Source organism: Kitasatospora aureofaciens, from assembly GCF_001188955.3.
In the GTDB taxonomy this organism is placed as follows: domain Bacteria; phylum Actinomycetota; class Actinomycetes; order Streptomycetales; family Streptomycetaceae; genus Kitasatospora; species Kitasatospora aureofaciens.
Map to the genome: position 1 here is coordinate 166,878 of NZ_JPRF03000021.1, position 24,117 is coordinate 190,994.

Annotated in this window: 27 protein-coding genes; 13 read left to right on the forward strand and 14 right to left on the reverse strand. The window is 72.2% G+C overall.

All coding sequences use genetic code 11. The features are described from left to right. Positions 1-159: 159 nt before the first annotated feature. Positions 160-1,239, forward strand: a complete 1,080-nt coding sequence (locus HS99_RS13345; RefSeq protein WP_030556129.1) for a hypothetical protein — start codon at positions 160-162, stop codon at positions 1,237-1,239. Positions 1,240-1,400: 161 nt separating this feature from the next. On the opposite strand, the gene HS99_RS13350 is transcribed toward HS99_RS13345, so the two are convergent. The 3 genes from HS99_RS13350 to HS99_RS13360 all read right to left on the reverse strand — a co-directional run bounded on the left by HS99_RS13350 (position 1,401) and on the right by HS99_RS13360 (position 3,304). Beyond that, a complete protein-coding gene (locus HS99_RS13350) occupies positions 1,401-2,036 on the reverse strand; it encodes a dihydrofolate reductase family protein (RefSeq protein ID WP_030556127.1) in 636 nt (211 codons plus the stop codon). 72 nt (positions 2,037-2,108) lie between these two features. Continuing rightward, positions 2,109-3,017 carry an alpha/beta fold hydrolase gene (locus tag HS99_RS13355; protein ID WP_107050800.1) on the reverse strand — a complete coding sequence of 303 codons (909 nt, stop codon included), beginning with the start codon at positions 3,015-3,017 and terminating at the stop codon, positions 2,109-2,111. Next, positions 3,014-3,304 carry a DUF4287 domain-containing protein gene (locus tag HS99_RS13360; RefSeq protein WP_030556123.1) on the reverse strand — a complete coding sequence of 97 codons (291 nt, stop codon included), beginning with the start codon at positions 3,302-3,304 and terminating at the stop codon, positions 3,014-3,016. The genes HS99_RS13355 and HS99_RS13360 overlap by 4 nt, the downstream gene beginning before the upstream one ends. Before the next feature lie 515 nt (positions 3,305-3,819). On the opposite strand from HS99_RS13360, the gene HS99_RS13365 reads away from it, so the two are divergent. Both HS99_RS13365 and HS99_RS44020 read left to right on the forward strand, forming a co-directional pair. Next, on the forward strand, positions 3,820-4,236 hold the full coding sequence (locus HS99_RS13365; protein ID WP_030556121.1) for a nuclear transport factor 2 family protein: 417 nt from the start codon (positions 3,820-3,822) through the stop codon (positions 4,234-4,236). 223 nt (positions 4,237-4,459) lie between these two features. Next, on the forward strand, positions 4,460-4,654 hold the full coding sequence (locus tag HS99_RS44020; RefSeq protein ID WP_141763715.1) for a hypothetical protein: 195 nt from the start codon (positions 4,460-4,462) through the stop codon (positions 4,652-4,654). Positions 4,655-4,724: 70 nt separating this feature from the next. Here HS99_RS44020 and HS99_RS13375 read toward each other — a convergent pair whose 3' ends face one another. Continuing rightward, positions 4,725-4,982: a hypothetical protein gene (locus HS99_RS13375; protein ID WP_030556117.1), complete on the reverse strand. Its 258-nt coding sequence runs from the start codon at positions 4,980-4,982 to the stop codon at positions 4,725-4,727. Between the two features lie 664 nt (positions 4,983-5,646). Beyond that, positions 5,647-6,039: a hypothetical protein gene (locus tag HS99_RS44025; protein WP_141763716.1), complete on the reverse strand. Its 393-nt coding sequence runs from the start codon at positions 6,037-6,039 to the stop codon at positions 5,647-5,649. Here HS99_RS44025 and HS99_RS44830 point away from each other — a divergent pair. Next, positions 6,038-6,199 (forward strand): hypothetical protein, encoded by a 162-nt coding sequence (locus HS99_RS44830; RefSeq protein ID WP_157846621.1) that lies wholly within the window; start codon positions 6,038-6,040, stop codon positions 6,197-6,199. The two genes, HS99_RS44025 and HS99_RS44830, sit on opposite strands and share 2 nt — an antisense overlap. A 233-nt stretch (positions 6,200-6,432) precedes the next feature. On the opposite strand, the gene HS99_RS13380 is transcribed toward HS99_RS44830, so the two are convergent. From HS99_RS13380 to HS99_RS13390, 3 genes are all read right to left on the reverse strand, one after another. Beyond that, the gene (locus HS99_RS13380) at positions 6,433-7,164 is read right to left on the reverse strand and encodes an MFS transporter (protein WP_050366264.1); all 732 of its coding nucleotides are present in this window, start codon (positions 7,162-7,164) and stop codon (positions 6,433-6,435) included. Between the two features lie 845 nt (positions 7,165-8,009). After that, positions 8,010-8,387 carry a bleomycin resistance protein gene (locus HS99_RS13385; RefSeq protein ID WP_030556113.1) on the reverse strand — a complete coding sequence of 126 codons (378 nt, stop codon included), beginning with the start codon at positions 8,385-8,387 and terminating at the stop codon, positions 8,010-8,012. 166 nt (positions 8,388-8,553) lie between these two features. Continuing rightward, on the reverse strand, positions 8,554-9,150 hold the full coding sequence (locus tag HS99_RS13390; RefSeq protein WP_030556111.1) for a DUF6939 family protein: 597 nt from the start codon (positions 9,148-9,150) through the stop codon (positions 8,554-8,556). A gap of 387 nt (positions 9,151-9,537) precedes the next feature. Here HS99_RS13390 and HS99_RS13395 point away from each other — a divergent pair, with 387 nt between their 5' ends. The 3 genes from HS99_RS13395 to HS99_RS13405 all read left to right on the forward strand — a co-directional run bounded on the left by HS99_RS13395 (position 9,538) and on the right by HS99_RS13405 (position 12,183). Then, positions 9,538-10,404, forward strand: coding sequence for a helix-turn-helix domain-containing protein (locus HS99_RS13395; RefSeq protein ID WP_030556109.1), 867 nt, complete (start codon positions 9,538-9,540; stop codon positions 10,402-10,404). Beyond that, entirely contained in the window at positions 10,401-11,306 is a 906-nt protein-coding gene (locus HS99_RS13400; protein WP_030556107.1) for an aldo/keto reductase, read from the forward strand. The genes HS99_RS13395 and HS99_RS13400 overlap by 4 nt, the downstream gene beginning before the upstream one ends. Before the next feature lie 79 nt (positions 11,307-11,385). Beyond that, entirely contained in the window at positions 11,386-12,183 is a 798-nt protein-coding gene (locus HS99_RS13405) for an alpha/beta fold hydrolase (RefSeq protein WP_030556105.1), read from the forward strand. Positions 12,184-12,587: 404 nt separating this feature from the next. On the opposite strand, the gene HS99_RS13410 is transcribed toward HS99_RS13405, so the two are convergent. After that, the gene (locus HS99_RS13410) at positions 12,588-12,911 is read right to left on the reverse strand and encodes a hypothetical protein (RefSeq protein WP_030556103.1); all 324 of its coding nucleotides are present in this window, start codon (positions 12,909-12,911) and stop codon (positions 12,588-12,590) included. Positions 12,912-13,096: 185 nt separating this feature from the next. Beyond that, a complete protein-coding gene (locus HS99_RS13415) occupies positions 13,097-13,510 on the reverse strand; it encodes a DUF6210 family protein (RefSeq protein WP_232543279.1) in 414 nt (137 codons plus the stop codon). 314 nt (positions 13,511-13,824) lie between these two features. Here HS99_RS13415 and HS99_RS13420 point away from each other — a divergent pair, with 314 nt between their 5' ends. From HS99_RS13420 to HS99_RS13430, 3 genes are all read left to right on the forward strand, one after another. Next, a complete protein-coding gene (locus tag HS99_RS13420; protein WP_046387206.1) occupies positions 13,825-15,369 on the forward strand; it encodes an amino acid adenylation domain-containing protein in 1,545 nt (514 codons plus the stop codon). Between the two features lie 11 nt (positions 15,370-15,380). Then, positions 15,381-15,788, forward strand: a complete 408-nt coding sequence (locus HS99_RS13425) for an Imm7 family immunity protein (RefSeq protein ID WP_030556100.1) — start codon at positions 15,381-15,383, stop codon at positions 15,786-15,788. A gap of 428 nt (positions 15,789-16,216) precedes the next feature. Continuing rightward, a complete protein-coding gene (locus tag HS99_RS13430; RefSeq protein ID WP_030556099.1) occupies positions 16,217-16,609 on the forward strand; it encodes a hypothetical protein in 393 nt (130 codons plus the stop codon). 84 nt (positions 16,610-16,693) lie between these two features. Here the strand turns inward: HS99_RS13430 and HS99_RS13435 are convergent, their stop codons facing one another. From HS99_RS13435 to HS99_RS13445, 3 genes are read right to left on the reverse strand one after another with little or no spacing between them, the layout of a single operon-like run. Then, complete coding sequence (locus tag HS99_RS13435) at positions 16,694-17,098, reverse strand: DUF6009 family protein (protein ID WP_030556097.1); 405 nt, start codon at positions 17,096-17,098, stop codon at positions 16,694-16,696. Further along, positions 17,095-18,825, reverse strand: coding sequence for a DNA primase family protein (locus HS99_RS13440; protein ID WP_030556095.1), 1,731 nt, complete (start codon positions 18,823-18,825; stop codon positions 17,095-17,097). Before HS99_RS13440 ends, HS99_RS13435 begins: the two co-directional genes overlap by 4 nt. Continuing rightward, positions 18,822-19,925 carry a bifunctional DNA primase/polymerase gene (locus HS99_RS13445; RefSeq protein WP_232543280.1) on the reverse strand — a complete coding sequence of 368 codons (1,104 nt, stop codon included), beginning with the start codon at positions 19,923-19,925 and terminating at the stop codon, positions 18,822-18,824. Before HS99_RS13445 ends, HS99_RS13440 begins: the two co-directional genes overlap by 4 nt. Before the next feature lie 1,546 nt (positions 19,926-21,471). Here HS99_RS13445 and HS99_RS47750 point away from each other — a divergent pair. Together HS99_RS47750 and HS99_RS13450 are read left to right on the forward strand one after the other, a co-directional pair. Continuing rightward, the gene (locus HS99_RS47750) at positions 21,472-21,606 is read left to right on the forward strand and encodes a hypothetical protein (protein WP_267885577.1); all 135 of its coding nucleotides are present in this window, start codon (positions 21,472-21,474) and stop codon (positions 21,604-21,606) included. After that, entirely contained in the window at positions 21,603-21,974 is a 372-nt protein-coding gene (locus HS99_RS13450; RefSeq protein WP_030556091.1) for a hypothetical protein, read from the forward strand. The genes HS99_RS47750 and HS99_RS13450 overlap by 4 nt, the downstream gene beginning before the upstream one ends. 76 nt (positions 21,975-22,050) lie before the next feature. Here the strand turns inward: HS99_RS13450 and HS99_RS13455 are convergent, their stop codons facing one another. Next, positions 22,051-23,007, reverse strand: a complete 957-nt coding sequence (locus tag HS99_RS13455) for an alpha/beta hydrolase (RefSeq protein ID WP_050366303.1) — start codon at positions 23,005-23,007, stop codon at positions 22,051-22,053. Positions 23,008-23,430: 423 nt separating this feature from the next. On the opposite strand from HS99_RS13455, the gene HS99_RS13460 reads away from it, so the two are divergent. Further along, on the forward strand, positions 23,431-24,117 hold the full coding sequence (locus tag HS99_RS13460; RefSeq protein ID WP_030556087.1) for a 2'-5' RNA ligase family protein: 687 nt from the start codon (positions 23,431-23,433) through the stop codon (positions 24,115-24,117).

A 24,117-nucleotide genomic window follows, 5' to 3' on the forward strand; every position in this document is an offset into this window, starting at 1 on the left:
GGGGCCGTACCGGGCTCCCCCGGTCGGCGATGGCTCCATCCTCTGGTCCCCGGGCCCGCCCGACGAGTGGCGTCAACGCCTTGGGTCGCCAAGATCCCGCCAATCGGCGACCGCCAACCGGCGCCCGGCGCCCGGCAACCGCTGCGGGAAGATTCCGGTGTGACGATCACACCCACACTGGTGGCCACGTACCCGATCCCGGACCGGGACGCCGACACCCGGACCCTTCTCGACCCCTCCGGCCCCGTACCCCGTCTGCACGTGCGCAGCGCCGAGTCCCTGCACATCTACGAGCTGCGCGAACAGGCCGAACTGACGGCACGGTTCCCGGCCCCGACGCCCGACCGGTGGACGAGGGAGTGGGTGACCCCCGACCAGTCGCTCGCCGTCTTCGGCACCGCGACCGAGTACGTCGCCGTCGCCCGGAACGGCAGGACGGTGTGGAAGCAGCCGTACGGCACGTGGGAGGTGGGGCGCTGGGGCTACGTCGACTTCGCTGACCCCGCCCACCTCGCGATGACCGGCACCGGCCAGGAGCCCCGGACCTGGCTGCGGCTGCCCTCCGGACTGCCCGACAGCACCCTGATCCTCACCCTCGACGCCGAGGGGGCGGAGCTGGCGCGGAGCATGCTCCAGTGCGGCGGCTACGGGCAGTTCGTCGGCCTGCTCCGGGACGGGAACGGCGAGATCCGCGGCGTGTCCGTGTCCGACGGGCGGGCGCCGGCCACCCACTACGAGGCGCGGTGCGAGAACGGTGGCATCGTCCTGGGCAGGCGGCTGCCGCAGGACGGCGACGGTCGGCCCCCGAGCGGACGCGACCACCTGGGCACGGACTCACAGCGCACCCGCTGCATGACCCTCGACCCCAGGGGACGGGACGTCAGCTGGCACGACCTCCCCAGCTACCAGGTCACCGCCTCGCTCACCCTCAGCGACTTCCCGGCCCCCGGCACCGGCGACTGCTCGGTGCACAACGACCCGTACATCTCCTCCCCGAGCGGCTTCGTGGACGACGACACGGCGCTGGTGGCGCTCTACAACCCGTACGACGAGGCCGCGGTGTACCTGTTCGGCGAGGAGCGCTGGCGCCAGCACAGCCACTGGCTCGCCGACCCCGCCACCGGCACCCTGCACGGCCGCGTCGAGTACCCGGTGCCCGAGGTCGACAACGTGACACCGCTCGGCGACGGCACCTGGATCACCCAGGAGTGGGACGCCTACCACCGCTGGCGGCGCTGACACCAGGGCCTCGCCCAACGCGGACCCGGTGACGGGATCCAGCAGGTGGCCGAGCACCGCCGGTGCGCGGCGCGCAGGCTCCCCCCTCCCTCCTCCGCCCGCCGGTGGCCGACGGCCACCGGCAGCGACGGCGGGGCGGGAGCGTACGGGACGGGTCGGGCTCAGGCGTCGTCGCCGAGGCCGCGGTCGGGGGCGGACATGTCTCCGGTGCGGGGCGTGCCCTCGGCGAGGCCGTAGCGGAGGTGGACGGTGCCGGTGGGGCTGGCGGCCGGGGGGTGGAGGAGGGTGAGGTTCGTGGGGACGGCGCCGGTGTCGAAGACCTTCTTGCCGACGCCGAGCACGATCGGGTGCAGCCAGAGATCGAGACGGTCGAAGAGCTTCTCGCGCAGGAGGGTCTGCACCAGGTTGAGACTCCCGACGACCTTCACGTTGCGGTGCCGGTCCCGGACCTCGCGCACCGCCGCGGCCAGGTCCGGGCCGAGCTGGGTGGACCCGGCCCAGGAAAGGTCCGCCCGGCCGCGGGAAGCCACGTACTTCGGGACGCTGTTGAAGAGTTCGGCGATCTCGCCCTCCTTCTGGTGCGGCCAGTAGGAGGCGAAGAGGTCGTACGTCCGCCGGCCGAGCAGGAGGGCGTCGGTGCCCTCGTACGCGGCGGCGATCTGCGCCCCGGTGACCTCGTGCAGCAGGGGCGCCTGCCAGCCGCCGAACGGGAACCCCTCAGGGTCCTCGTCGGGGCCGCCGGGCGCCTGCCCGACGAGGTCGAGGGTCGCGAACAGCTCGATGTGGATCAGGCCCATGCCCTTGCTCCCGTTCAGTCGGTTGTTCCGGTCGGAATACCCGGTCGCCACCGCGTCGTGACGACCCTTCACCTATCCGGCGGCGCGGGCCGCTGCGGCAAACGCCGGGGCGGACTCCGCGGCCGGGTCGACCCCGTCGAGGAACTCCGAGAGCAGGCGGTGCAGGACCTCGGGCTGCTCCAGGTGGACGTCGTGCCCCGTTCCCGGGACGCTCGCGGCCAGCGTGCCCGGGCGCCGCGCGAGCATCTCGTCCACTTCCCGCACGGGGATGAAGCTGGACTGGCCCAGCACGAGCAGGGCCGGACAGGCCACCTGCTCCCACTCCTGCCAGAACGAGCGCCGGGCGTTCTCGGCCAGCGAGGCGACCATCACGTCCCGGTCGAAGCGCGGCCACCACTGCGCGTCGCGCTCCTCCAGCCCGGCGGCCCAGCCCTCGCCGACCCGGCCGCCGCCGAGGAACGCGACCGCCGCCCCCCGCGAGGGGAAGGGCAGCGGCCAGGAGTCGAGCCAGCGCCCGGCCTCGGCGGCGATAGTCGGGTTCGGCCCGCCGGGCCCGGCCTCGACGAGTGCGAGGGCGCGGACGTGCTCGGGGTGGGCCGCCGCCGTGAGCATGGCGGTGTGCCCGCCCAGCGACTGGCCGGCCAGCACCACCGGCCCGAGGTCGAGCTGCTCCAGTACGGCGACGACGTCGGCGACGTGGGCCGCACGGGAGAGGTCCTCCGGTGTGCGGTCGCTGGCGCCGTGGCCGCGCTGGTCGAGGGCGATCACCCGGTACCGGTCGCTCAGGGCCCGGGCCGACGCGTCCCATTCGCCCGCGTGGCCGGCCAGTCCGTGCAGCAGGACCACGGACGGGCCCGGGCCTCCCCAGTCGCGGCAGGAGAGCCGGACCCCGTCGCGCACCACCGTGCGCTCCGTCCATGCGGCGGTCCTGGTGGCGGTCCCGGTGGCGGTCCTGGTGGCGGCTTGCGTGTGGGGGGTCATGCGGGCCGGGTCGCCTTTCCGTCCAGCCAGAGCGTGTCGGAGGCGTCGCGGTGCGAGCCCGTCGTGCCGACGTGCTTGGCGTCGATCTTCGCGCCGTGCTTGAAGACGTGGACGAGGGCCATGCCGTGCCCCCGGCCCAGGCCGTAGTCCTCCTTGAGCCACGTGAGGATCACGCCCGCCTTCGTGGACGGGTCGTCGAAGCCGCGCTCCGCGGCGAGCGCGACGAACTGGCGCGGGGTCAGGCCGGTCTTGGTCTCGATGGTGTCCAGGTACGCCTGAAAGGACATGTGCGCTCTCCCTCTCGTGTCGGTGTTCTGGAAGGTAGACCGGGCCCGGGAGGGAAACTCATCGCTCGCCGGTGAAAAATCTTTCGGGCGGGCGCTCGCGGGACGTCGACGGGCGCTCGCGGGACGTCGTCGGGTGGTTCGGCGGTGTCAGATGCGTCTGGAGAACCGGCCCTTGGCGTGCAGAGACCAAGTCCTTCGACATCGACCTCGACCGGGGCAGTCCCGTGATCACCGTCAAGGGCGGCCAGCGTGTTCCCGTACAAGGTCAGCGAGTCCGACCCCGAGGCCTACCCGCTGGGCAACAGCGAGTGGATCAAGCGGAAGGGCGGCGGAGCAGCCGTGCCTCAGCTGACCGTGGCAGGGCGCGGGTTGGGGAAGTCGGTGGCAGGCCGACCGCCGGTGAGGGACGATCACGACGTGCACGGCCCTGCTCCTGCGCGGAGTGCCCGTGCTGACGTCGGATCCCCCTGACTACTCGGCTCGGCGCCATCCACGTCGGGCCGGAGAGGACGCGCGTGTCACTCGCTCTTGAAGATCGCCTGTCCGTCATCGAACTGGTCTCGTTGCACGGTCACCTCGTTGACGACGGAAGCCTGGACCGCTTGGACGAGTTGTTCACCGCCGATGTGGTCTACGACCTCACCGACTTCGGCCAGGAGTCGCTGTCAGGGGTGGCCGCCGTCCGGGAAGCGGCCTGGGCGCTGGGCGCGGCCAACCCCGTCGCGCATCACGTCACCAACGTCGTCGTCACCGCAGGGGCGGACGGCCGGGTGCAGGTCCGTTCCAAGGGGCTGGGCATCAAGGCGGACGGCTCCTGCGGTTCCGTCACCTACGACGACACCGTCGTGCGCACCGCTGACGGCTGGCGGATCAGCTGCCGCAGGGTCTCGGCACGCCGAACTCCCTTGGGCGGGATGACGAAGCCCGGCTGACCGGGCGACGACAACGGCCTCCGGCAGCGGGTCGCAGCAGAGGAGCGGCCCGCGCAGCACCGAACCGACCGCAACGCCCCGCGCAGCTGTGCCGCGCGGGGCGTGGAAGGCGGTGGAGCGCCTCCAGCACGGCCGTGCGGTCGCCGGGGGCGATCGCCAGCCGGTGACGCGGCGGCCGGTCGGGCACCAGGCCGTGCGCGATGCCGTGCCGGACGATGCGGCGATGGCCCGCTACCTCGCCGCGGCGGCGGTGGCCCTGGGCAGCCCGTACCCGTACGGCTGGGCCGAGGACGCGGCCGAGGCGGCCGCGGTGCGGACGGCCGCCCACGAGCAGGTGGACGACTGGCGGGAGCAGGTCCGGCTGCCCTACCTCGACATGCACCGCGAGTACGGGGCGGCCGGGAAAGCCGCGAGCTGACGGTCGTGCCCGTGACCGACCCCTCCGGACGCCGGCGGCCGAGGGGAGAACCGACGGGAGAACCGACGGTCTACCGTCGGTGGTGGTCCCCGAAGGCCGCCAGGGCCGCGCGGGCTGCGAGGTAGACGTCCGCCGGGAAGCACCGCTCGGACGACAGCACCGCTTCGAGCAGCGGTGCCGCGGCGGCGGCCGGTGCACCGATACGGGCGACGTACCGGACCGCCGCGCGGCAGGGCTCGTCGGCCCGGGCCGCCCTCAGCGGCTCCAGTGCCGCCAGCAGTACCGGGACGGCGGTCTCCCGCGTCGCCGGTGATGCTCCACCAGGCATGGGCGGCCTGGACCCGGGTCCACGGGCCGGGCGACTCCAGCAACGGCCGGAGTGCGCCGGCACACCCCGCCGCCCGGGGCCCCAGCTCCGCCAGGCGGCCGAGGTCGGCGGCGGCCAGGCCCCGGGATGACGCGTCCTCCAGGAAGGCCAGGAAGACACCCGGTCCGCTGGTGATCCGCCAGTGGGCCCACGCCGCGTTCTGGGCGCCGTGCCACCGCCGTACGCCGCCCGGCCCCAGGGCCCCGCCTCCGAGGCGCGGAGGCCGCGCAAGGCCGCGGGCGAAGCCGTCGAGAATGTCGGCCGCGGGCGAGGCCGCCGCGCCGACGGCGCCGGGCACGTCACAGGCCCACCGGGCGTTGCCGGTGGCGAGTGCGGACACCAGCTCCGGAACCGCCGGGCTCGCGGCGGGCCCCACTCGGCCAGCGCTCTGAGGACCGGACGCAGTTGCTCGGCGTCGGCCGAGTCCACGAGCATGCGGCGGATCCCGGGGAGCAACTCGTCGGCACGTCCCACCAGCGGCAGGAGTACCTCTCCGAGGGAGGTCACCTGGAAGAACGGGAGCCTGCTGCTCGACGCCAGCCACCGGTGCACCGGGCCCAGGGCCCCCGGATGGCCGAAACGGGCGAGGGCCAGCGCCGCCGGCCCGGCGACCCGGTCGTACGAGTCACCGGCGGCCACGACCAGCGCCGGAACGGCCGGCGTGACGTCCTGCGTGACGTCCTGCATGACGTCCTGCGTGGAGTCCGCCCGCACGAGCCGCGCCAGAAGCATCGCCGCGTTGCCCCCTGGCGTGAGGATGACGGGACTCCAGGCACCGCACCAGACCGGCCACCAACTCCGGCCGGGGTGTGCGCCATCGCCGCAGGATCTCCGAGGCGATGGCGACCGCGCCCTCGACCAGCTCGGAGCGCTCGGAGTCGAACCCGCTCAGCGCGAGCGCGACCCCACGGTCCACCTGCTCGTACGCGTCCAGCCGCAGACCGTCCGGATCCACACCCGCGTGCGCGAGCAAGTTGCGTGCCGCAAAGCCGTGCACCGCCCCGATCGCCAGCGTCATGGCCCGCAGACTACAGCTCTGCCACCACTGCCACCCCCAGGCCGAACCCGCCGCAGCCCCTTTCCGGGTCCGCTACCACGAGCAGCCTCCGGCCGCCGTGCTCGGTCTGGAGCTGCGCTACCCGGCCATGAGCGGTGACGGCGGACAACGGCGGCGCTAGGCGGCGGTAGGAAGCGCCCGGTCGGGTCAGTCACACCGAAGCGCCCGAGTACGCGCCTGGCGATGTCGTCGTCCTGCGGGAGAAGAACGCGCACTTTCCACCACTCCTCGGAGCCGGTTCAGCCAGTCGAGGAGCTCGTCGAAGTTCCCGGCCGGATCCGCAGGTTCGCCTCCTACGGGCAGAGCGTCTCGTGGCCGACTCGGCCGATGTGGATCACGGAGTCCCGATTCCTGTCACTCGGCAGCCTGCACCGGAAACACCCGCAGCGTTCGGACGTCCGGGGTCAATATCAGTGGCAGGCAGGAGAGGAGCCCGATTGCGGCGATCATCCACAGCGTGGGACGTGTGCCGAGGACGGAGCCGAGGTAGCCGCCGGCCAGCGCGCCGATCGGGAGGGTGCCCCAGATGGCGAAGCGGACGGAGGCGTTCATCCGGGCCTGCATGCCGGTGGGTGTGATGGCCTGACGCAGGCTCACCTGGCCGATGTTGTAGACGGTGATGCCGCACGCCATGATGCCGGTGGTGGCGATCAGGGTGGGTACGGCGCGAGCCGGGGCCGCCGTCGCCAGGAGGATCACGGCGATTCCCGACATGGACTTGGCCGCGATCAGGACCGGGCCGAGTCCGACGGTCCTGATGAGGCGGCTGCTGAGCGTGGCGCCGAGCAACGCGCCGCAGTTGCCGACGGTCAGAGCCAGCCCGAGTTCTCCCGGGGAGAGCTTCAGATCCCGCAGGGCGTACGCGGTCAGTACGGCCCCCAGCGCGCCGCCCAGCCCCACGAGGTTGCTGATGCCCGTCGCCAGAGCCAGGGACCGCAGGGTCCGGTGGCGGAAGACGAACCGCAGTCCCTCGGCGATCTGGGTGCGCATCCTGGTCTTCGTTCGGGGCTGCGGTGCCTGCGCCCCGGGCGTTCGGATGAGGTTGAGCAGCAGCGCGGACGCCAGGTAGCTCGCGGAGTCGACCACGAGGATCAGGGGCGCGGTGAGTGTGCGCAGACCACATGGCCTGGAAGTTGCGCTGCCGCCACACACTGATCGGCCGGGCAACGCTTTCTGCCGGTTCGAGACCGGAGTCGACGTTCGTCATTTCCGTGCTTTCCCTCGCCTCTGGGTCGGTGGGTCGCGGCGGACCTCACGGTCGGGCAGCAGGGCGAAGTCACTCCGGGACTCCTGACCCGCGCGTCGCTGATTCCGGTGAGCCGGCCATCGCCACGAGCCCGATCTACTGCAGGTTTACTGACGTCATTTGTGTTCAGAGCTCAAAGCACGGCGTGCGCGAAATGCGCCGAGTCCTTTAATCCGGGAGAACGGGCGGCCTATCGCCCTCGTACGAGGGGCCGGCTCTCAGCCCAGTTCCGGACCTGGCGTTTCGATGGGCCCCATGTCAGCCTCCCCTTCCGGACATCGCTCCAGCGACCGGCACTCGCCACAGCTCGGGCGATCGAACATCGGCATCGGGTAGCCGCATCCGCAACCGCAACCGCTCGACCGGTGCCGTTGGCAGCATCGCTGGTTCGCGCACGAGTGGTCAAGAAGAGCCGGACCGTTGCCTGGCCGGGAGCCGGGTGGTTCTGCCGGACCAGGCGCCTGGAGACGGCGAGGAGTTCCGCTTCTCCCCCACGTCAGATCTACCCGACTCCGGGGGCTGGAATTTTCCGCGGAAAATCGGGGCCACGAAGCAGTCCCGCGACGACCGCCCCATCGTCCCGTGTTGCGCTGGTCGGCCTGCTCGCGAAGTCACCGGCCTCCAGCAGGGGGAGGCCGCCACCGCGGACTCCGTCTCCAAGCGCTGCCTGACCATTCGACACTCCCTAGGAACTCTGCAGGCTGCCGATCCGGAGGAGGTTGCCGCTGCGGTCGACCAGGGCGAACTCCCGCATCCGGTAGTCGGTGTCGACCACCGGTGTCAGGCGGCTGCCGGTGCCCGGGTCGGTGGGGATGCCGATTCGGGCCCAGTCGCGGTGCAGTGCGTCCGCGTCCCGGACCTGGAGGTAGCAGCTGCCGGCGGTGGCCAGTGGGTCCACCCCGGGGTCGTGACGGAAGTGAAGTTCCACGGTGCCACGGACGACGATCAGGTAGCCGGCCGGGCCGTCCCAGCGGCCGCGGGGCTCGAAGCCGAGGCGGCCGTAGAACTCCTGTGTCTCGTCCAGGTCCCGGCTCGGAAGGATCGGGACTGCGTACTCATCCATGGCTCCGCCTCAAGGAAGTGTCGTGGGGGTCGTGTCGGATCCGGCCGCCACCTTCTGGTGTCCGGGCGGCGGTTCCGGTGCACGAACCCGGTCGGAAAATTTTCCGCGGAAAATCGGTGGGACCCTGTTCGCGCTCGGGCGAAGGACAGAGTCTCTCTCGGATCGGTCATGGGGTTCGATGGCTGAGGCTGACGGGAGCGTCGGGGCCGTCTTCGTCGTCCTCGGTGGGCCAGCGCCCTTCTATGTGCAGTTGGATGAGCGCGGCGTGGGAGAGCGGGGTGGTGGGGTCGGTGACGTCCCCGTTGGTGGTGTAGTCCAGGAGTACGACGTCGCTCCCGGTCCTGAGCTGCTCGACCAGGTCGGCCACTCGGTGCTCCAGGATCCACCGGTAGGCCGGCAGGTAGATCCGGCGCCGGGCGGTTTCGTAGGGCAGCAGCCGGTCGCCGTCCAGGCCGGTTCGGTGGCCTTGGACGGGGCCGTACCGGCGGACCGTCCGCTTCAGGCCCTTCATCGTGGTGACTCCGAGCTTCGCGGGGTCGACGTCGGAGTCGTGGAAGACCTTGAGGGCCTGCCAGATACCCTCCACCGACTGGCTGGTCACTCCCTCGGAGAAGGGGACCGGGATGCCGCCGTGCGGAAAGAACGGGCTGAACCGCACCCACGGCTCCGGTGCCTTGGAGGTCACGTCGATGATCTCGGCGCCGGGAAAGGCCGCGATCAGTGACGCCATTGCGCGGCGGCGGCTGGCAATACGGATCGACATCTGAGGCCCCCTGGGTCGATAGCAACAACCACCGAGCATCCCCGATGCCACTGACAGTCCAGCCGCCCATGGGTCCGGGGGAGCTGATGGACAGCCGGCGCCGGCATCGGCCAGGGCGCGACTCCCCCGGCTTCGATTTTCCGCGGAAAATCCGGACCAGCCGCTGGCCAGCCGTGCGGACGGCTGCCGACGGCACGGTGGCGCGCTGTGGTCGGCTGCCGCTGCCGCGCCGTCTATCGGTCGTCGTCGAGCCGCGGAATTTTCCGCGGAAAATCCGAAGCCTGTCGACCGACGGAGCCGAGGCACGCAGCTGGTCTGTGGCCGCAGTCCCGGGTGGGTGCACCGCACCCACGCCCCGACCCGTGCGGTCGGTCTAGCGTGGCGGACATGGAAAGCAACAACGAGTTCGGTGAGTACCTGCGTGCTCGCCGCGCGATGATCACGCCGCGGCACGTCGGGCTGTTCGACGGCGGGGAACGGCGGGTGCCGGGCCTGCGACGGGACGAGGTGGCGCTGCTGGCCGGGGTGAGCACGGACTACTACATCCGCCTGGAGCAGGGCCGTGAGCGCAACCCGTCCGAGCAGGTGCTCCGGGCGATCGCCGCGGCACTGCGGCTGGACGGTGCCGCGGCGGGTCACCTGTTCCGGCTCGGCCTGCCCGTCTTCGCCACGGAGGCCGCGGCACCCACCGTCGCCCCGGAGCTGGTGCGGCTGATGGACGGCATGCGCGACGTGCCGGCCTTCGTGGTCGGCGCGGCACAGGACGTGCTGGCCGCCAATGCGATGGCGCGCGAGCTGTACCGCGGGTTCACCCGGTACGACAACCTGCTGCGGATGATCTTCCTCGACCCGTTCGCGCGGGAGTTCTACGTCGACTGGGACAAGGCCGCGCACACCGCGGTGGGCAACCTGCGGGCGTCCTCCTCGCAGTTCCCCCAGGACGAGCGGATCGAGCGGATCGTCGGCGAGCTCGGCGTGCGCAGCCCCGCCTTCACCGGCCTGTGGGCACGCTACGAGGTCCGTCCCCGCACGCAGGAGGACAAGCACTTCCGGCACTCCGGTGTGGGTGAGGTGCGGCTGCACTTCGAGGCGCTGGCCGTCAGCAGCGCCCCGGGCCAGCACCTGTCCGTCTACAGCGCGGAACCCGGCAGCGCCAGTGCCGATGCCCTGGTCCTGCTGCGCCGACTGGCCGAACAGGGCCCGGCTCCCACCGACCAGGACTCCCCCGCAGAGGAAGAAGACGCCCGATCATGACCACCGCCCTGTTCGACACCGCCGGCACCTTCAAGATCGCCGGCAAGGAAGTCAGCCGCCTCGGCTTCGGCGCCATGCGCCTGACCGGGCTCGGTGTGTGGGGCGAGCCCGCGGACCGCGACGAGTGCGTCCGCGTGGTGCGCCGGGCCGTCGAACTCGGCGTGCAGCTGATCGACACCGCGGACTCCTACGGCCCCCACGTCAGCGAGGAGATCATCCGGGAGGCGATCCACCCCTACCCCGACGACGTGCTCATCGCGACGAAGGCCGGGCTGACCCGCAACGGCCCGGACACGATCAGGACCCGCGACGGGCTGGTACGCCTGGGCCCCAAGGCGTGGCCGCCCCTTGGGCGCCCGGAGTACCTGCGCCAACAGGCCCTGCTGAGCCTTCGCCGGCTCGGCCTGGACCACATCGACCTCTTCCAGCTGCACCGCGTCGACCCCCAGGTCCCGCTGGAGGACCAGGTCGGCGAGCTGAAAGGGCTCCAGGACGAGGGCAAGATCGTCGCGATCGGCCTGTCCCAGGTCACCGTCGACCAGATCGAGCAGGCGCGCGCGATCGCGGAGATCGCCACCGTCCAGAACCGCTACAACCTGACAGACCGCAGCTCCGCCGACGTCCTGGAGCACTGCACCCGCCACGGCATCGGCTTCATCCCCTGGGCGCCGGTGGCCGCCGGCGAGCTCACCCGCCCCGGCGGGCCGGTCGACCGCATCGCCGCCGCCCACGACGCCCGGCCGTCCCAGGTGGCCCTGGCCTGGCTGCTCGCCCGCTCCGAGGTCGTGCTGCCCATCCCCGGCACCTCCAAGGTCACACACCTGGAAGAGAACCTGGCCGCGGCGACGCTGCGCCTGACCGACGTGGAACTCGGCGAACTCACCGACGCCGACGCCACATGATCTCCCCTCGGGACTGGGCGCTGCCCTTCACACCGGCCGGCCCTCCCCCACCCACCCACTGAAGAAGGCACCTCGCACCATGCTGCTTCCCTCCACCCAGGCAGGCCGGGGACGGCCCGTCGTCCTGCTCCACGCGCGGCCCACCGACCGCACCATGTGGAACGCCCACCTCCCACTGCTCGCCGAGGCGGGCGTACGGGCCATCGCCCTGGACCTGCCCGGCCACGGCGACGCGACCGTGCCCGACCGCCGCGTGGTGGCTCCCTGGTCGGACGTGCTCGACACGCTCGACCACCTCGGGGCCGACCGCTTCGTACTCGCCGGGAACTCACTGGGCGCCCTGGTGGCACTCCAAGTCGCCGTCACGGCACCCGAGCGGGTGGACGGCCTGGCACTGGTCGGGTACCGGCCGCACGACCAGCCCGCCTCCCCACGGCTGGACGCCGCCTGGGAAGCCGAACGGACGGCACTGGCCGCCGGCGACCTGGAGGCCGCGGTCAAGGCCGGCGTCGAGGCGTGGACCTCGACCGGAGCCACCGAGGAGGTACGCACCCACGCCGCCCGCATGCTCCACCGCCAGCTGACCGAACAACTCACCCACGGCGAACCGCCGCAGGCGACGGACCCCCTCGGCACGGGCCCGGCGCCGCTGCGCGCGCTCAGGGGCGTGGCCGCCCTGGTCGGCGTGGGCGAGCACGACATGCCCGACTTCCACGAAGGCGGCGAGAGCCTGGCCCGCGACCTCGGCGCGGGCCGGATCACCGTCATCCCCGACGCCGGACACCTCGCGCCCCTGGAACAGCCCGCGGTGTTCTGCACCCTGCTGCTGGACTTCGTCCGCCGCCTCCCCCAGCAGTCGTCGCCCGCGCACAGGTAGCACCCGCCGAGGTAGCAGCCGCCGAGGTGGTCCGCCGGTCGCGGACCCAGGTACTGGTCCCTCGCCGCCTCGGCGACCGATCCGGGCTGTGCTCGTAGGCATCTGCGGTGCACTCGCACCACTCCCCCACGCCGACCGGCGCGCTCCGCTCCCGAGCAACCCTTCGGCAGGCTTGCTCCGGGGATCTCGTCGTCCGTCACCCGGCGACCGTAGGGAGCGGCCCGGACAACCCAGGCCGTCGCTCGATTTTCCGCGGAAAATTCGCGCCCGCCGTCCGGCCAGCGGACGGCTCGTCCGCGATGGGCAGTCCGCGATGGGCAGTCCGCGGGGCCGGTGGGTCACGAATTTTCCGCGGAAAATTCGGAGGCCCTACGGAAGGGGTCGCCGAGGTGGTGGGGGAGTGGTCAGTGGTACCGCACCTCCCGTACCGCAGGGCCGCGCCGGTGGTCCCGGATCAGGAGCGAGCCGAGGCCGGGAGGCGCGGAGCACAGTGGGCCGTGCAGGTCCAAGCTGTCGAACTCCGTGGGGAGGGTGACGTCCGGTCCGATGTGCGCCGGGACTTCGGCGTTCGCCGCGTGGAGCGGGCCCTCGCCCAGAACGGAGAGCACGTTCGCACCCAGTGGCGGGTCCTCGGGTCCGACCGCGAAGAACATGTGCAGGCGCTTGCGTACCAGGGCACCGGACTCGGGCGCCTCGATTCGGATGTCGCCGTACGAATGCTCCGCCATGGGACGACGCTATCTGCGGCGCCGGGGGAGCGGGGCGCGAACCGTCCGAATCCTCCTGGGAGCGACATCCCTCGAACCGGGGCCCGGGTTCTGCGGCTCGCGAATTTTCCGCGGAAAATCGGTCGCCGGAACCCGGACCGGTCGGCGGCTAGTCCGAGTTCTCCCAGACCAGTACGCCCGGGCCGTCAGGCGTGATGACCGGGATCCAGGCCTGCCGCCTCCGACAGCCGGGACTCATCGAGGATGAGCGACGGCGGGCGGAGATCGTCGCTACGGCCGGAGCCGTACATCCCCAGGGAGTCGACGGCGGTCCGCAGTCGGTCGAGCACCCCGGCTGGCCACTCCCGGCCGCGCATGCCGTAGCCCTTCAGCTCGCCGACGAAGATCTCGTTCATACCCTCGTCCAGGTCCGTTCCGTAGAGCGGGACGAGGTAGCCCTCCTGCTCGTACTGGGCGCAGGCGTAGCCGCCGCACTGGTTCTGGTAGACGACGCCGGTGGGGGCCGCCACGATGACGAACATCCAGCCGCCGCCGCATCCGTCCGGGTCGAGGTAGACGTAGCGCTTTGCCGGTGTCGCGTCGTGGGACTGGTCCGTCATCAGGTCGGTCTCCGGTGTGGGTGGGGGATGGTCGGCGGCCTGGGCGGCGGCGGAGCCATCGAACCTCGGATGGCGTCCACGGAACCACTGGATTTCGGTGGGAGCGGAGTCCGGCGGCGGCCGGATCCGGCCGCCGCCGGACTCCGGAATTTTCCGCGGAAAATTCGGGGGAGCGGGAGCGGGAGCGGGAGCGGGAGCGGGAGCGGGAGCGGGAGCGGGAGCGGGAGCGGGAGCGGGAGCGGGAGCGGGAGCGGGAGCGGGAGCGGGAGCGAGAGCGGGCCTCCCGCCCACGCCGCGTGTTGATCATTGCGACGATGTTCCTATGTCCTCCTCACCTCTCCCCGACCTGTGGCTGCGCGGCGTCGCCGCCAAACCCGGCCGCCCCTTCCGAGGTCCTGCTGCGACTTCTCGCCCCGCAGGCGCACACCGCCTGGCCGCTCCTCTGCGGGGAGAGAGCGCTTCCCGCAGAGGTCGTCGAGGCGGTGCTCGCCCACCCCGAGAGGGCGGTTCGCCGCGCCTTCGCCCGTAACCGGTACGCCGATCCCGCTCAGCGCGGGCGGCTGGTCGACGACCCGGATTCCCTCGTTCGCGCGGCCCTGGCCGCAGGCCCCCGTCCGCGCCTGGGGGTGGCAGGGCCTCTCCCCGACGAGGTGCTGGAGACGCTGCTGACCGCGCACAACGACGACTGGTCGGAGCAGCGTCTCACCGCCGACGAGATCAAGGAGGAGCTGGCGTCATCCGGGCAGATCCCGCAGTCGTTCCGTCGCGGGATGCTTCAGCACCCGAACCCGGACCTGCGGGCCCAGGCCACGAGCCTGTGGCTGTGGCTCACCCCCGAACAGCGCGAAACGCTCCTGGCCGACCCGGATCCGGCGGTGTCGGAGACGGCACGCGAGCAGAGCCGGATCCTGGATCCGGCGGCGATGGAGGCGGACCTGCCGGAACCCGACTGCCACCACCGGGCCCTGCTGCTCGTCAACTACGCCGTGTCCCGGGCGGTGGCCGAGCGGTGCCTCATGCAGGGGCGCGATCTGTGGGCGCTCGCTTCCAACCACCACACGCCCGCCGACGTCGTCGCCCGGCTGGCGCACGACCCCGATCCGGAGGTGCGTGAGCGGGTGGCCGCCCGGGCCGACCTGGATTCGGCCCTGCTGGCGGTGCTCTCCGAGGACCCGGACGAGACCGTTCGGACCCGGGCCCGGCTGCAGCCGCTCCCGCGCACCTGGCCGCAGCGCGCCGCGCTCGACCGGGCCTTCGGGCACACGGCCGAGTGCGTCGGCCCGGTCGGCGAGATGTTCCTGGCGCCGGGGACGAGTTGGTACGAGGCGTGCGCGGCGTCGCAAGAGCCCCGGCTGCGCCGGGTCGCCGCGACGTGCGCGTGGTTGCCGGGGGAGTCGGTGCGGCGCTTGGCCGCCGACCCCGACCCGGACGTACGGCACCTGCTCGCTCTCAACCATCCGCTGGCACCGCCGGCGATCGTCCTCGACGCCTTCACCGCCGTACCGCGCCACCGCCCGTACCTGCTGACGCTGCCCCGGCTGCCGCGTACCGGGCTGGGCCACCTCCTCGACCACGCCGACGCGGAGGTCCGCGCCCTGGCCGCCGCCGACCGGACCCTCGCCGAGCCGCCGCTCCGGCTGCTGTCCGACCCGGACCCTGGTGTCCGCCGGGCAGCGGCCGCCAACCCACTGCTTCCGCTGGGGCTGATCTCCTCCCTCCTGGACGCCCCGGAGCTGGCCGAGGGGGCCGCGGCCAATCCGTCGCTGCCCGTCGCACGGCTCCACGAGCTGCTCGACCGCGGCGGACTGCCGGCCGCTGCTCCGCATGGGAAAGCGGCACCAGGTCGGGCCCGGCGGTAGGCTGCCGACCCGTGTTCGAGTACCACGGCTGGATCAACGTTCTGGAGACCGCCGGCGCCGATGACGAGGACATCCGCCTCGAAGAGGGCCGCCTGAACGTCATCGCGGAAGGCATCCAGCAGCGGGTCGAGGAGATCGCGAGCCCCCACCTCCTGGACCTGCGCCGGATGAACGGTGCGCTGTTCCTCCACTTCGGGGGCCAGCGGAACCACCGCGATCCGGAGGTCCTCGACTTCTTCCGCGAGGTCGGCCGCCGGGCGCCGGGTTCGTACGGCCTCCTGCACGTGCGCGATGACGAGAACCCGGCTCACGAGAACGAGGTCTACGTCCTCCGGATGGTCCGGGGCGAGGTCAGCGAGCACGCGGAGCCGATGCTGTCTCCTTGCGTCCCCGTCCTCGAGGATCCCTTGCACGGCTGATCGGACAGCGAGACGTGACTGCCCTTCGGCACCCCGACCGGCGGGGTCTCGCCCCTGCCGGTCGCTTCAACAGGCGCCGCCGGGGCGCCCTCAACGCACACGCCCGCAGTGCCCTTCGCCCACGTCGCCCTGTTCACGAGGACCGGCTACGGCTCAACTGCCGTGGTGCTTTCCTGCAGTCAGTGCCGCTGCGAGGCGTGTCGCCGGGTCGTCGGCGAGCCGATGGTGCGACCGGCCGGCCGGGATGACGCCGCCGGCGACGCCAGCGACCGACGGCCCCACGGTCGGGCACTACCCCGACTGACTTTTGATCAGGTCAACTTACCGGGGAGCGGAGGTGCCGGACGGCCGTGGAGGCGGGGGAGGGGCCCGGATAGGCTGGAACAGCACGTCAGAGGGCCGTGGACGGCCGGGGAGGGTCCTGGAGCATGGGGAAGAAGAGCGAGCTGGACGACCTGCGGGCGCGGCTGGAGTCGCTGGAGGCGGAGGTCAGTCGGCTGCGCGGTGCGGCTGCGGCGACGGGTACGGCGACGGGTACGGCGGCAGTGACCGTCGAGGACCAGCCGGGGCAGCCCCAGTCGATGACCCGTATCGCCGATGCCCTCGGTGTCATGGTCTCCGCTCGGACCGAGGAGCGGACCGGGAAGCGGGCGGAGGAACGAACCGAAGAGCGGACCCAGGTTCTGCGGACCCGCCCCGAGCCCCTGGCGCCCCCGGATCCCCCGAAAACCCTGGAACCGCGGAACACCCCCGCCCCCGCGCGCAGCGGCGGCCAGTTCCTGGAGAGCCTCCTGTCCGGCCAACCGGCGCTCCAGCAGTAACTGCGCCCGCCGACAAGCAGCCGGACAACTGTGCGGGGGGCGACCCCGAGTTCTCGGGTCGCCCCCCGCACAGTTCCGGGGCCGTCACGCCTTCGGCAGCGTTATCCCCAGTTCGAGCATGGCCGGTGAGGCCGGCCCGCCCTCGGAACGCTCGGTCTTGTAGCCCTTGACGCCCGGGGCGACGGTGCGCGGGTCCACGGCCTCGGAGGGGGCGCCGGTGGTGTAGAGGCCGTCCGGGTCCTGGTCGCGGTCGTGGGGCAGCAGCCAGAAGACGCGGCGGCGGAAGGTGCCGGAGGCGCGGGAGGACTTGGCGTCGGGGCCGAGGATCGCGTAGCCGACCATGCGGCCGTCGCGGTGGTAGGCCGGGCGGCCGCGCCGGGTGGTGAGGCGGTCGAGCGACTGGCGCACGTAGTCGAGGTCGGTGGTGTCCTCAAGCCAGACGAGATCGGTTTCGTGGGCGAGCTCGGCCGGGTCGATCAGCGCGCTCACGCGTTCTGCTCCTCTGTGTCGTCGGTGATCAGGCCGATGCCCGGGTAGTACTTGCGGCTGTTGGACAGGACCATCTCCTTGGGAGAGGTCATACCCAGTGTCTCGCGGACTCGTGCGGCGAACGCGCGGCCGGATACGGGATTGGCTCCCTCGAAGCCGCACCAACGGGTGTAGGCGCCGAATAGCTGGGACTGTTCGGCACGCATGCCCTCCCCGGTGACGCAGGCCTCCTTGAGGAAACGGCCGACGTGGTCCTCGGTCTCCGCGTACGCCGTGGTGGCGGTCTGGACGGCCTGGGGTCCGGCCAGGTCCTTCTCACCCGCGAAGTAGCGGCGGGCACCGTCGATGAGCCAGGCGAGGATACCGGGGCCCTCCTCGGCGACGAGGACGTGGGCGAGGTTGTCGATCTTGCGTTCCTCGGGGACGACCCGTTCGAACGGGATGAGGCGCATGCGGCGCCAGAAGGCGAAGCCGCCGGTGCCCACCTCGGGGCGGTGGTTGCCGAGCAGCCAGAGCTTGTGGGTGGGTTCGAAGGAGAAGAAGTCCTGGCGCATCCGGCGGGCCTTGATCTTGTCGCCGCCGGTGAGGAGCTTGACCCGGGCCTCGTCGAAGCGGTCGCCGGGCTTGAGCTCGGAGCAGACGATGATGCGGCGGCCGTGGAGTTCGGCGAGGTCGGTGGGGTGGCCGTCGAAGGTCTTGGCCATCAGGAAGCCGGGCGGGGCCGCGTCCGCGTAGTCGCCGAGCAGTTGGATCATGACGTCCAGGAGGACGGACTTGCCGTTCTTTCCCTGGCCGTAGAGGAACGGCATGACCTGGGCGCCGACGTCGCCGCTGATCGAGTAGCCGAGCAGCAGGTGGAGGAAGTCGCGGGTCTGGCGGCCTTCCTTGTCGTCGCCGAAGGTGTCGGTGAGGAAGCGGTCCCAGCGGGGGGTGGGCATCCGGGCGGGGGCGAGCGTGGTGGAGCGCGAGTGGTGGTGGACCTTGGGGTCGGGCGGGACGATGGCGCCGGTGCGCAGGTCGACGACGCCGCCCGGGGTGCAGAGGGCGTAGGCGTCGGCGTCCAGCAGGGCGGCGTTGAGGACCATGCCGGGGGCGGACTTGGCCTGGGCCAGCATGGCGTTCATGCCCGAGGTGGACAGGGCGCGGCGGCGGTGCCGACGCAGGTCGGTGTTGGTGTAGAGGCCGCGGGCGTCGTGGGTGGCGATGCTCTCGGCCATCTCGCCGGCGGCCCACAGGACGGTGTCGTCCTCGTCGAGCTGCCAGCGGTGGGTGGCCCAGCGGTACCAGCCGATGCCGGGAACGTGGCGGTAGTCGCGTCCGTAGAGGTGGACGAAGAGCTTGGCGTTGCCGCGGTCGGAGAGGGAGTCGGGCAGGAGGCCGTGCTGACTCGCCTGCGCACCTTCTTGCCGACCGTCTCTACCTTCTTGCCGGCCCTCTTGCCGAACAGCCTTCGAGCCCGCCTGGGAAACGGGGCCCGCCTGGGCCCGGACGCTCGGCAGTTCCTGGGAGTCGTGGAAGGGCTGGACGGGCGCCTGCGAAGCCGCGCCGGGGCCGTGACCAGGAGCGGAAGCAGGGGCAGGGGCGGCGGGCGCGTCGAGGAGGCTCTCCTGGACGGCGGTGCCGTGCCAGGGGGCCTGCGCGGGCCCGGGGACGGGCGAGTACTCCAGGATCTGCTGGGCAGCGGCCACGGGATCGAAGACCGTCCTCTTGCGGGGGCTGTCGCTCATCCTCGCGCCTTCCCGATGTGCAGTGGCTGCCGGGCTCCGGCCTCAAGGCCGGAACGGATGACGGCGGAGCTCTGCCGGTCCTGGGCGGGACGGGCGGTGCGGGCGGCGTCGGTCAGCAGCCGCTCGGCGGCGGCGTGGGTGAGGTGTCCGGCGGAGACTAGGCCGCCGACGGTGTAGGCGGCGCGGTTGAGCTTGCCGGTGAACCCGGCTCCCTCGGGGATCGTGGCGCAGTCGGTGACGTCCTGGAGGACGGTGTCGAGGACCTTTTCGGCGCCCCGCCTGCCGCCGCCCGCCGCGACCACGGCCTGGCGGGCCCGGTCGGGGACGGCCGGCAGCGGGCTGCCGGGCTGCTGGGGGCGGTCCTTGAGATGGCCGGTGCGGATGAGCTCCTCGGCGAGCCACCGGGGGAGCGGGGCCGGGACGGTGGCACCGGGCAGGGGCCGGTAGGTGCCGCTGGTGGTGACGGTGCTGGGCGCGACGATGTAGCCACCGTGCGCGCGGACGTCGACCTGCCAGGCGAGGGCACGGCCGGTGGAGGAGCCGGTGGAGCAGGTGAAGCGGTGGTGGGCGTCGTCGCGGTACCAGATGTGCAGGCCGCCGGAAGGGGTGCGCACGCGCAGGGTCCCGGCGTCTGCGGAGGGGTCGGGAGCCTTGCGCAGGGCGGCCAGCAGGGCGAGCGTGTGGTACCCGTTCTCCAGGCCCTCGAGGTCGACCCGGTCGTGGATCGGGATCCCGGGCAGGATCCGGTCCCTGGCGGGGACGTCCGCGGGGTGGCTGTCGACGTCGATGACCACCAGGCCGGACGGCCCGCAGGCGACGCCGGTGCCGAAGCCCGGGTTGACCCGCCACCAGGCACTGATGACTTCCTGGTCGGTGGTGGCGGCGTGGAAGCCGTGACACCAGCGACCGACCCGTGGGCAGAGGCACTCGGCGGGGGAGTGCGGGGACTCCTGGCAGGGCTGGCAATTCGCCGGCGGGGTCTTTCTCCCGGGAGCCAGCGGATGGACGGGCCATCCCTGGGCGGCACACCAGCGCGCGACGGCCAGCGCGTCCGGCTGACGCTCCGTTCGGTCGCTCCCCACGGCCTTCGGCGCCGTCACGCTGGTCCCTTCCCCTTGGTTCGGTAGCTGCTGCAGCTCTCGCCCAGCTTCTTCGGTAGCTGGGTAGCTGCCCGGATTTGGGTCGCTTGTTCAGTCGCTGACGGCAAAAAGCCAGGTCAGAGCACTGGAAGGTGCCGGATCAGCGACTGAAGCGACCGAAGTCCAGAAGATAGCTCACACAGACTAGCCGAGCGAGCACATACCGTCCCGGACCGCCGGTACTTGCGAGGAAACTGAGCGACCGAACCCGGGGCCAGCGACCGAGCCGCTTCGGTCGCTGTTTTCGGTCCACCAGCGTTTTCGCAGGTCGGAGCCGATTTTCCCAACAAACAGCGACTGAAGCGACTGAAGCCCGGGTCTATAACGCGCACACGCACACGGGAATGTCTTCATATACCCGACCTTGAGTCGCTTGGGTCGCTGATGGGGTGGGTGCATGTGCTCTGACCTGGGATTTTGTCCAGCGACTGAAGCCCAGCGACCGAAAGCGACTGAGTCTCGCGGGGGCCCTCCCCCGGCGTGTCGCGGGTGTCGGACCCGGTTGCAAGTCGCCGGCTCGGTCGCTTGGGTCGCTTCGGTAGCTCCGGTCGCCGACCGAGGAAGAACCACCGGCGCGCTCACGCGCGCCGCCAGGATCTCCGACCTTGGGTCGCTTCAGTCGCTTCAGTCGCTCGGTCGCTGCCTCCCCGGCAGGAAACCGCCCGGGGCTGGAGGCCCTGACGCCAACTGTCGAGCCAGCTACCGAAGCGACCCAAGCGACCCAAGCGACTCTGGTACGGACATGCCCCCACCACGGACTCGCTCGCGGACGGGAGCGACGGCCGTACCGTCCGGGCTGACGGCATCTGGCCCCGCAGATCCTGCGGGCGGGAGCGGACGGATTCGAGTACAGCGGGCCGCAGGGCAGGATGCGGAGGTAGGAATCGTCCCCGTCGTGGCAGGGCAGCGACTCACGCAGGTCGGCGGGGAGCACGAGGCCGAGCCGTACCGCGGCCCTCGCGACGGCCTCGGGAGTCGCGGGCGGGCCGAGCTCCGCCAGGCTCGCGGGAACGTGGTCGGCCAGCCAGGCATCAATAACGCTCCAGGACTCGCTCACCGGGGCGAACACCGGGCTGATGCCGGTACGGGGAAGATCGATCACGGGCCGCAGCCTTCCAGAGCGCTGTGACACGACGACGGCGGCCGCGCGCCACCCGGCGGAGGGCCGGGGCGTCAGTCGGAGCGCAGGATCCGGGAAACGTAGAGGCGCGGTGGTTCCGCGTCCTCGTCCACCGCGTACTCCACCGGCCCCAGGTCCCGGTTCAGCAGCGCCGAATGCGTGCCGGGGCCGGCGGGGCACGGGCAGGCTCAGGTGGGGGGAAAGGAGTTCGCTCACAGAGCGACCCACCGACACCGGGGGAGTGGCGTCGCAAGGGCTCGGCCACCGGATGCGCGGGTGATGCCAATGCTGCGGATTCCGGCACGGCCCGTCGGTCGGCCGGGCAGCATTCCCCCGCGTTCCCCCGTGTCTTGGTAGCGCCCGCTACTCACCGCTACGCTCGCGCACATGAAGCAGCTGAGCGCGCGACCGGAGAACGCCGGGCAGGCCCGGGGGACGGTCCTCGAGGCGGAACGCGGCCAGTACCCGGGATGGCACCCGGGCGCGGCCCCCGCCCGTGGCGTGGCGGCGGGCGCGGCGTGATCCTGCGGATCGATCGGGCCTGGCTGCTCGACATCGCCCACCAGTTCGTACCCGGCGACCCGGACGTCACCGACTACGGCACCCTCGCCGCCGCCGTCGCCCGGCACGCCGACGAGGTCATGGGCGTTCCCGTCTACGAGGCCGTGAACCAGCGCGCCGCCGCGCTGATGCACCAGCTGATCCGCGTCCCCGCCCTGGAGTCCGCCAACGAGCACTTCGCTGCCGTCGTGGCCGCCTCCTACCTCAGCGCCTCCGGTGTCATCGTCACCGCCGAGCCCCAACAGGCCGTCGACCTCGCCGCCCGTATCCGCGCCGGGCACGCCGACGTGCGGGAGGCCGCGGCAGTCATCCGCACCTGGTACCGCTGACGGCGCTCCGGACTCCGGCTCCGGCTCCGGCTCTGGCTCCGCTCCGGACCGCGACGGGTTCCGCGAGCGGGACTTTTCAGGCGGTGGCGAGCGCGTGCCCCAGGAGCGACATCGCGTCGGGCATCACCCGCCGCCAGAAGCCGTCCGTGTGCTCCCCGTCGGGGAACCGCCCGACCCGCGCTCGCGCCTGCCGGGCGACCTGGCGGGCGGCGGGGCAGAACGGGTCCTCCTGACCGCACCACACGCCGAGGGTGCCGGTCTGCAACTGGTCCAGACGCAGCGTCGGCTCGTGGGCCTGCCAGTCCGTCTCGTCGGCGTACCCGCCGGTGGTGCGGGCGTCCGCCCAGGTGCGGAAGACGGCCGGGCTGAGCAGCGCCACGGCGTCCAGGTTGCGGCCGGCCTGGGTGCGTCCGACGGCGTACTGCAGGGCGCCCGATCCGCCCATCGAGATTCCCGTCACGGCACGCGGCGTGGGCAGTTGGCGGGCGTGCAGCCAGCCGGGGAGTTCCTCGCGGAGCATCGCCTGCGGGTCATCGCCGTCGGCGGCTTGCCGGTGCCAGTACGTGGCGTCCCCGCCGTCCACCGCGACGACGGCGAACGGTGGCACACCGCCCTGGACCGCGGCCGCCAGGAACTGGGGAACCCCGAGCGTCACCATGCCCTGTGCGTCGTTGCCGCGGCCGTGCAGCAGGACGCAGACCGGCAGGTTCGTGCTCGCCGCGGCACCAGGCGGGAGCATGGTCACCATCGTGACCTCCCGGCCCCGCGCCGCCGAACGCACCTTCTCGACGCGCACGGGCCCCGGGGCGACGGCCGGGATCCTGCCGTCCGTCCCGGTCATCCCCAGCGCCTTCTTCAGCGTCACCCCACCGGGCACCCACCCGGCGAGCATCCCGCCCCCGGCCGCGGCCCCGAGCAGGGCGCCGCCGCCCGCGACGCCGGCCCCGATCCGCAGCAGCCGCCGCCGTGACGGTGCTCGGTCGTCGGGGGCCGCTGAGGGCCGCTCAGTAGTGTTGTCGGTGTCTGTGGTCATGTCTGTCGGCCTTTCGCCGGTCGGATTCGTACGCGCGGCCGCCAGCGGTCGCGAGCCCTGCTTCCGGAGCGACGTACGGCTGAGTACCACGGGCGCCACGGGCGCCCGTGGCCACTGAGAGCAGTGGCCACTCAAAACCGCGGCATCGGCAACGTGGCGGCGGCGGCCTGGCTGAGCGCAGGCGGATGGCCAGATGTCGGCACGTCCCCCCAGTCGGCCGGCCCAAGCAAAAACGATCATCGTAGTGGACGAGGGATCAGACCACCTGGTTTCCGTTGGCACGATCGTGTGACTCGACCGCTCAACCTCCTCCCACCGATGCCCGATGCGCCAGGATCGGACAGGCCGACCCAGGCCGACCCAGGCCGACCGGACCGAACCCGGCGCCCGAGCCCGGCCGATCCCGACCACGAGGAGGCGGTAGTGAAAGCGTTCCACCCCACCTTCGGCCGGCAGCCGTGGCCCGACGGCGTCCGGGTCCTCCAGGTGTACGCGCTGCCGGATCTCTCCGCCGGATCGGCCCTGCGCACGCTGCTCGGCGACCTGCGCAAGTCACTGGCCGGTTTCCCCGTGGTCCCGGTGCCCGACGACCACGCGCACATCACGCTCGACATGATCACCTCCACGCCGCCCGACGCCATCGGCGAGGCCGAACGCCGCGAACTCGCCGACCGACTGCGCACCGCCGTCGCCGGTACCGGACCGCTCGTCCTCCAGGCGGGATCACCGCTCGCGTACCGCACCGGCGTACGGCTCGACCTCCACCCCGACCACCAACTCGCCGTCCTCCAGCACCGGGTCCGCTCCGCGATCCACCAGGTCTGCGGCCCCGACTCCACCGCCTACCCCCTCGGCGTCCTCCACATGACCGCGGGGTATGCCGCCGCGGACGTCGACACCGACGAGCTGGCGCAGGTCATCCACCGCGTCCGGCCCGGTCACGCGCCCTTCACGGTGCGCCGGATCGAGCTGATCGAGGTGTACTGGCAACGGGTGCCGGTGGACGGGTCGGACGCCTCGGGCCGGCGAATCCGTTGGGACACCGTCGCGGCCGTCCCCCTCGACGACGTGCCCACCGCCGGACTGCACGCCACTTCCGATTCACGCTGA

Excerpts from the sequence above, each read along its gene's own strand:
- HS99_RS44025 (WP_141763716.1), bottom strand. The coding sequence starts at position 6,039 with ATGACGCTGGCGATCGGGGCGGTGCACGGCTTTGCGGCACGCAACTTG.
- HS99_RS13415 (WP_232543279.1), bottom strand. The coding sequence starts at position 13,510 with ATGACGGACCAGTCCCACGACGCGACACCGGCAAAGCGCTACGTCTAC.
- HS99_RS13355 (WP_107050800.1), bottom strand. The coding sequence starts at position 3,017 with ATGACCCCCCACACGCAAGCCGCCACCAGGACCGCCACCGGGACCGCC.
- HS99_RS13390 (WP_030556111.1), bottom strand. The coding sequence starts at position 9,150 with ATGTCGATCCGTATTGCCAGCCGCCGCCGCGCAATGGCGTCACTGATC.
- HS99_RS44020 (WP_141763715.1), top strand. The coding sequence starts at position 4,460 with ATGGCCCGCTACCTCGCCGCGGCGGCGGTGGCCCTGGGCAGCCCGTAC.
- HS99_RS44830 (WP_157846621.1), top strand. The coding sequence starts at position 6,038 with ATGGCCCGCAGACTACAGCTCTGCCACCACTGCCACCCCCAGGCCGAA.
- HS99_RS13430 (WP_030556099.1), top strand. The coding sequence starts at position 16,217 with ATGGGGAAGAAGAGCGAGCTGGACGACCTGCGGGCGCGGCTGGAGTCG.
- HS99_RS13455 (WP_050366303.1), bottom strand. The coding sequence starts at position 23,007 with ATGACCACAGACACCGACAACACTACTGAGCGGCCCTCAGCGGCCCCC.
- HS99_RS13360 (WP_030556123.1), bottom strand. The coding sequence starts at position 3,304 with ATGTCCTTTCAGGCGTACCTGGACACCATCGAGACCAAGACCGGCCTG.
- HS99_RS13375 (WP_030556117.1), bottom strand. The coding sequence starts at position 4,982 with ATGCCTGGTGGAGCATCACCGGCGACGCGGGAGACCGCCGTCCCGGTA.
- HS99_RS13395 (WP_030556109.1), top strand. The coding sequence starts at position 9,538 with ATGGAAAGCAACAACGAGTTCGGTGAGTACCTGCGTGCTCGCCGCGCG.
- HS99_RS13400 (WP_030556107.1), top strand. The coding sequence starts at position 10,401 with ATGACCACCGCCCTGTTCGACACCGCCGGCACCTTCAAGATCGCCGGC.
- HS99_RS13350 (WP_030556127.1), bottom strand. The coding sequence starts at position 2,036 with ATGGGCCTGATCCACATCGAGCTGTTCGCGACCCTCGACCTCGTCGGG.
- HS99_RS13410 (WP_030556103.1), bottom strand. The coding sequence starts at position 12,911 with ATGGCGGAGCATTCGTACGGCGACATCCGAATCGAGGCGCCCGAGTCC.
- HS99_RS13440 (WP_030556095.1), bottom strand. The coding sequence starts at position 18,825 with ATGAGCGACAGCCCCCGCAAGAGGACGGTCTTCGATCCCGTGGCCGCT.
- HS99_RS47750 (WP_267885577.1), top strand. The coding sequence starts at position 21,472 with ATGAAGCAGCTGAGCGCGCGACCGGAGAACGCCGGGCAGGCCCGGGGG.
- HS99_RS13420 (WP_046387206.1), top strand. The coding sequence starts at position 13,825 with ATGTTCCTATGTCCTCCTCACCTCTCCCCGACCTGTGGCTGCGCGGCG.
- HS99_RS13385 (WP_030556113.1), bottom strand. The coding sequence starts at position 8,387 with ATGGATGAGTACGCAGTCCCGATCCTTCCGAGCCGGGACCTGGACGAG.
- HS99_RS13405 (WP_030556105.1), top strand. The coding sequence starts at position 11,386 with ATGCTGCTTCCCTCCACCCAGGCAGGCCGGGGACGGCCCGTCGTCCTG.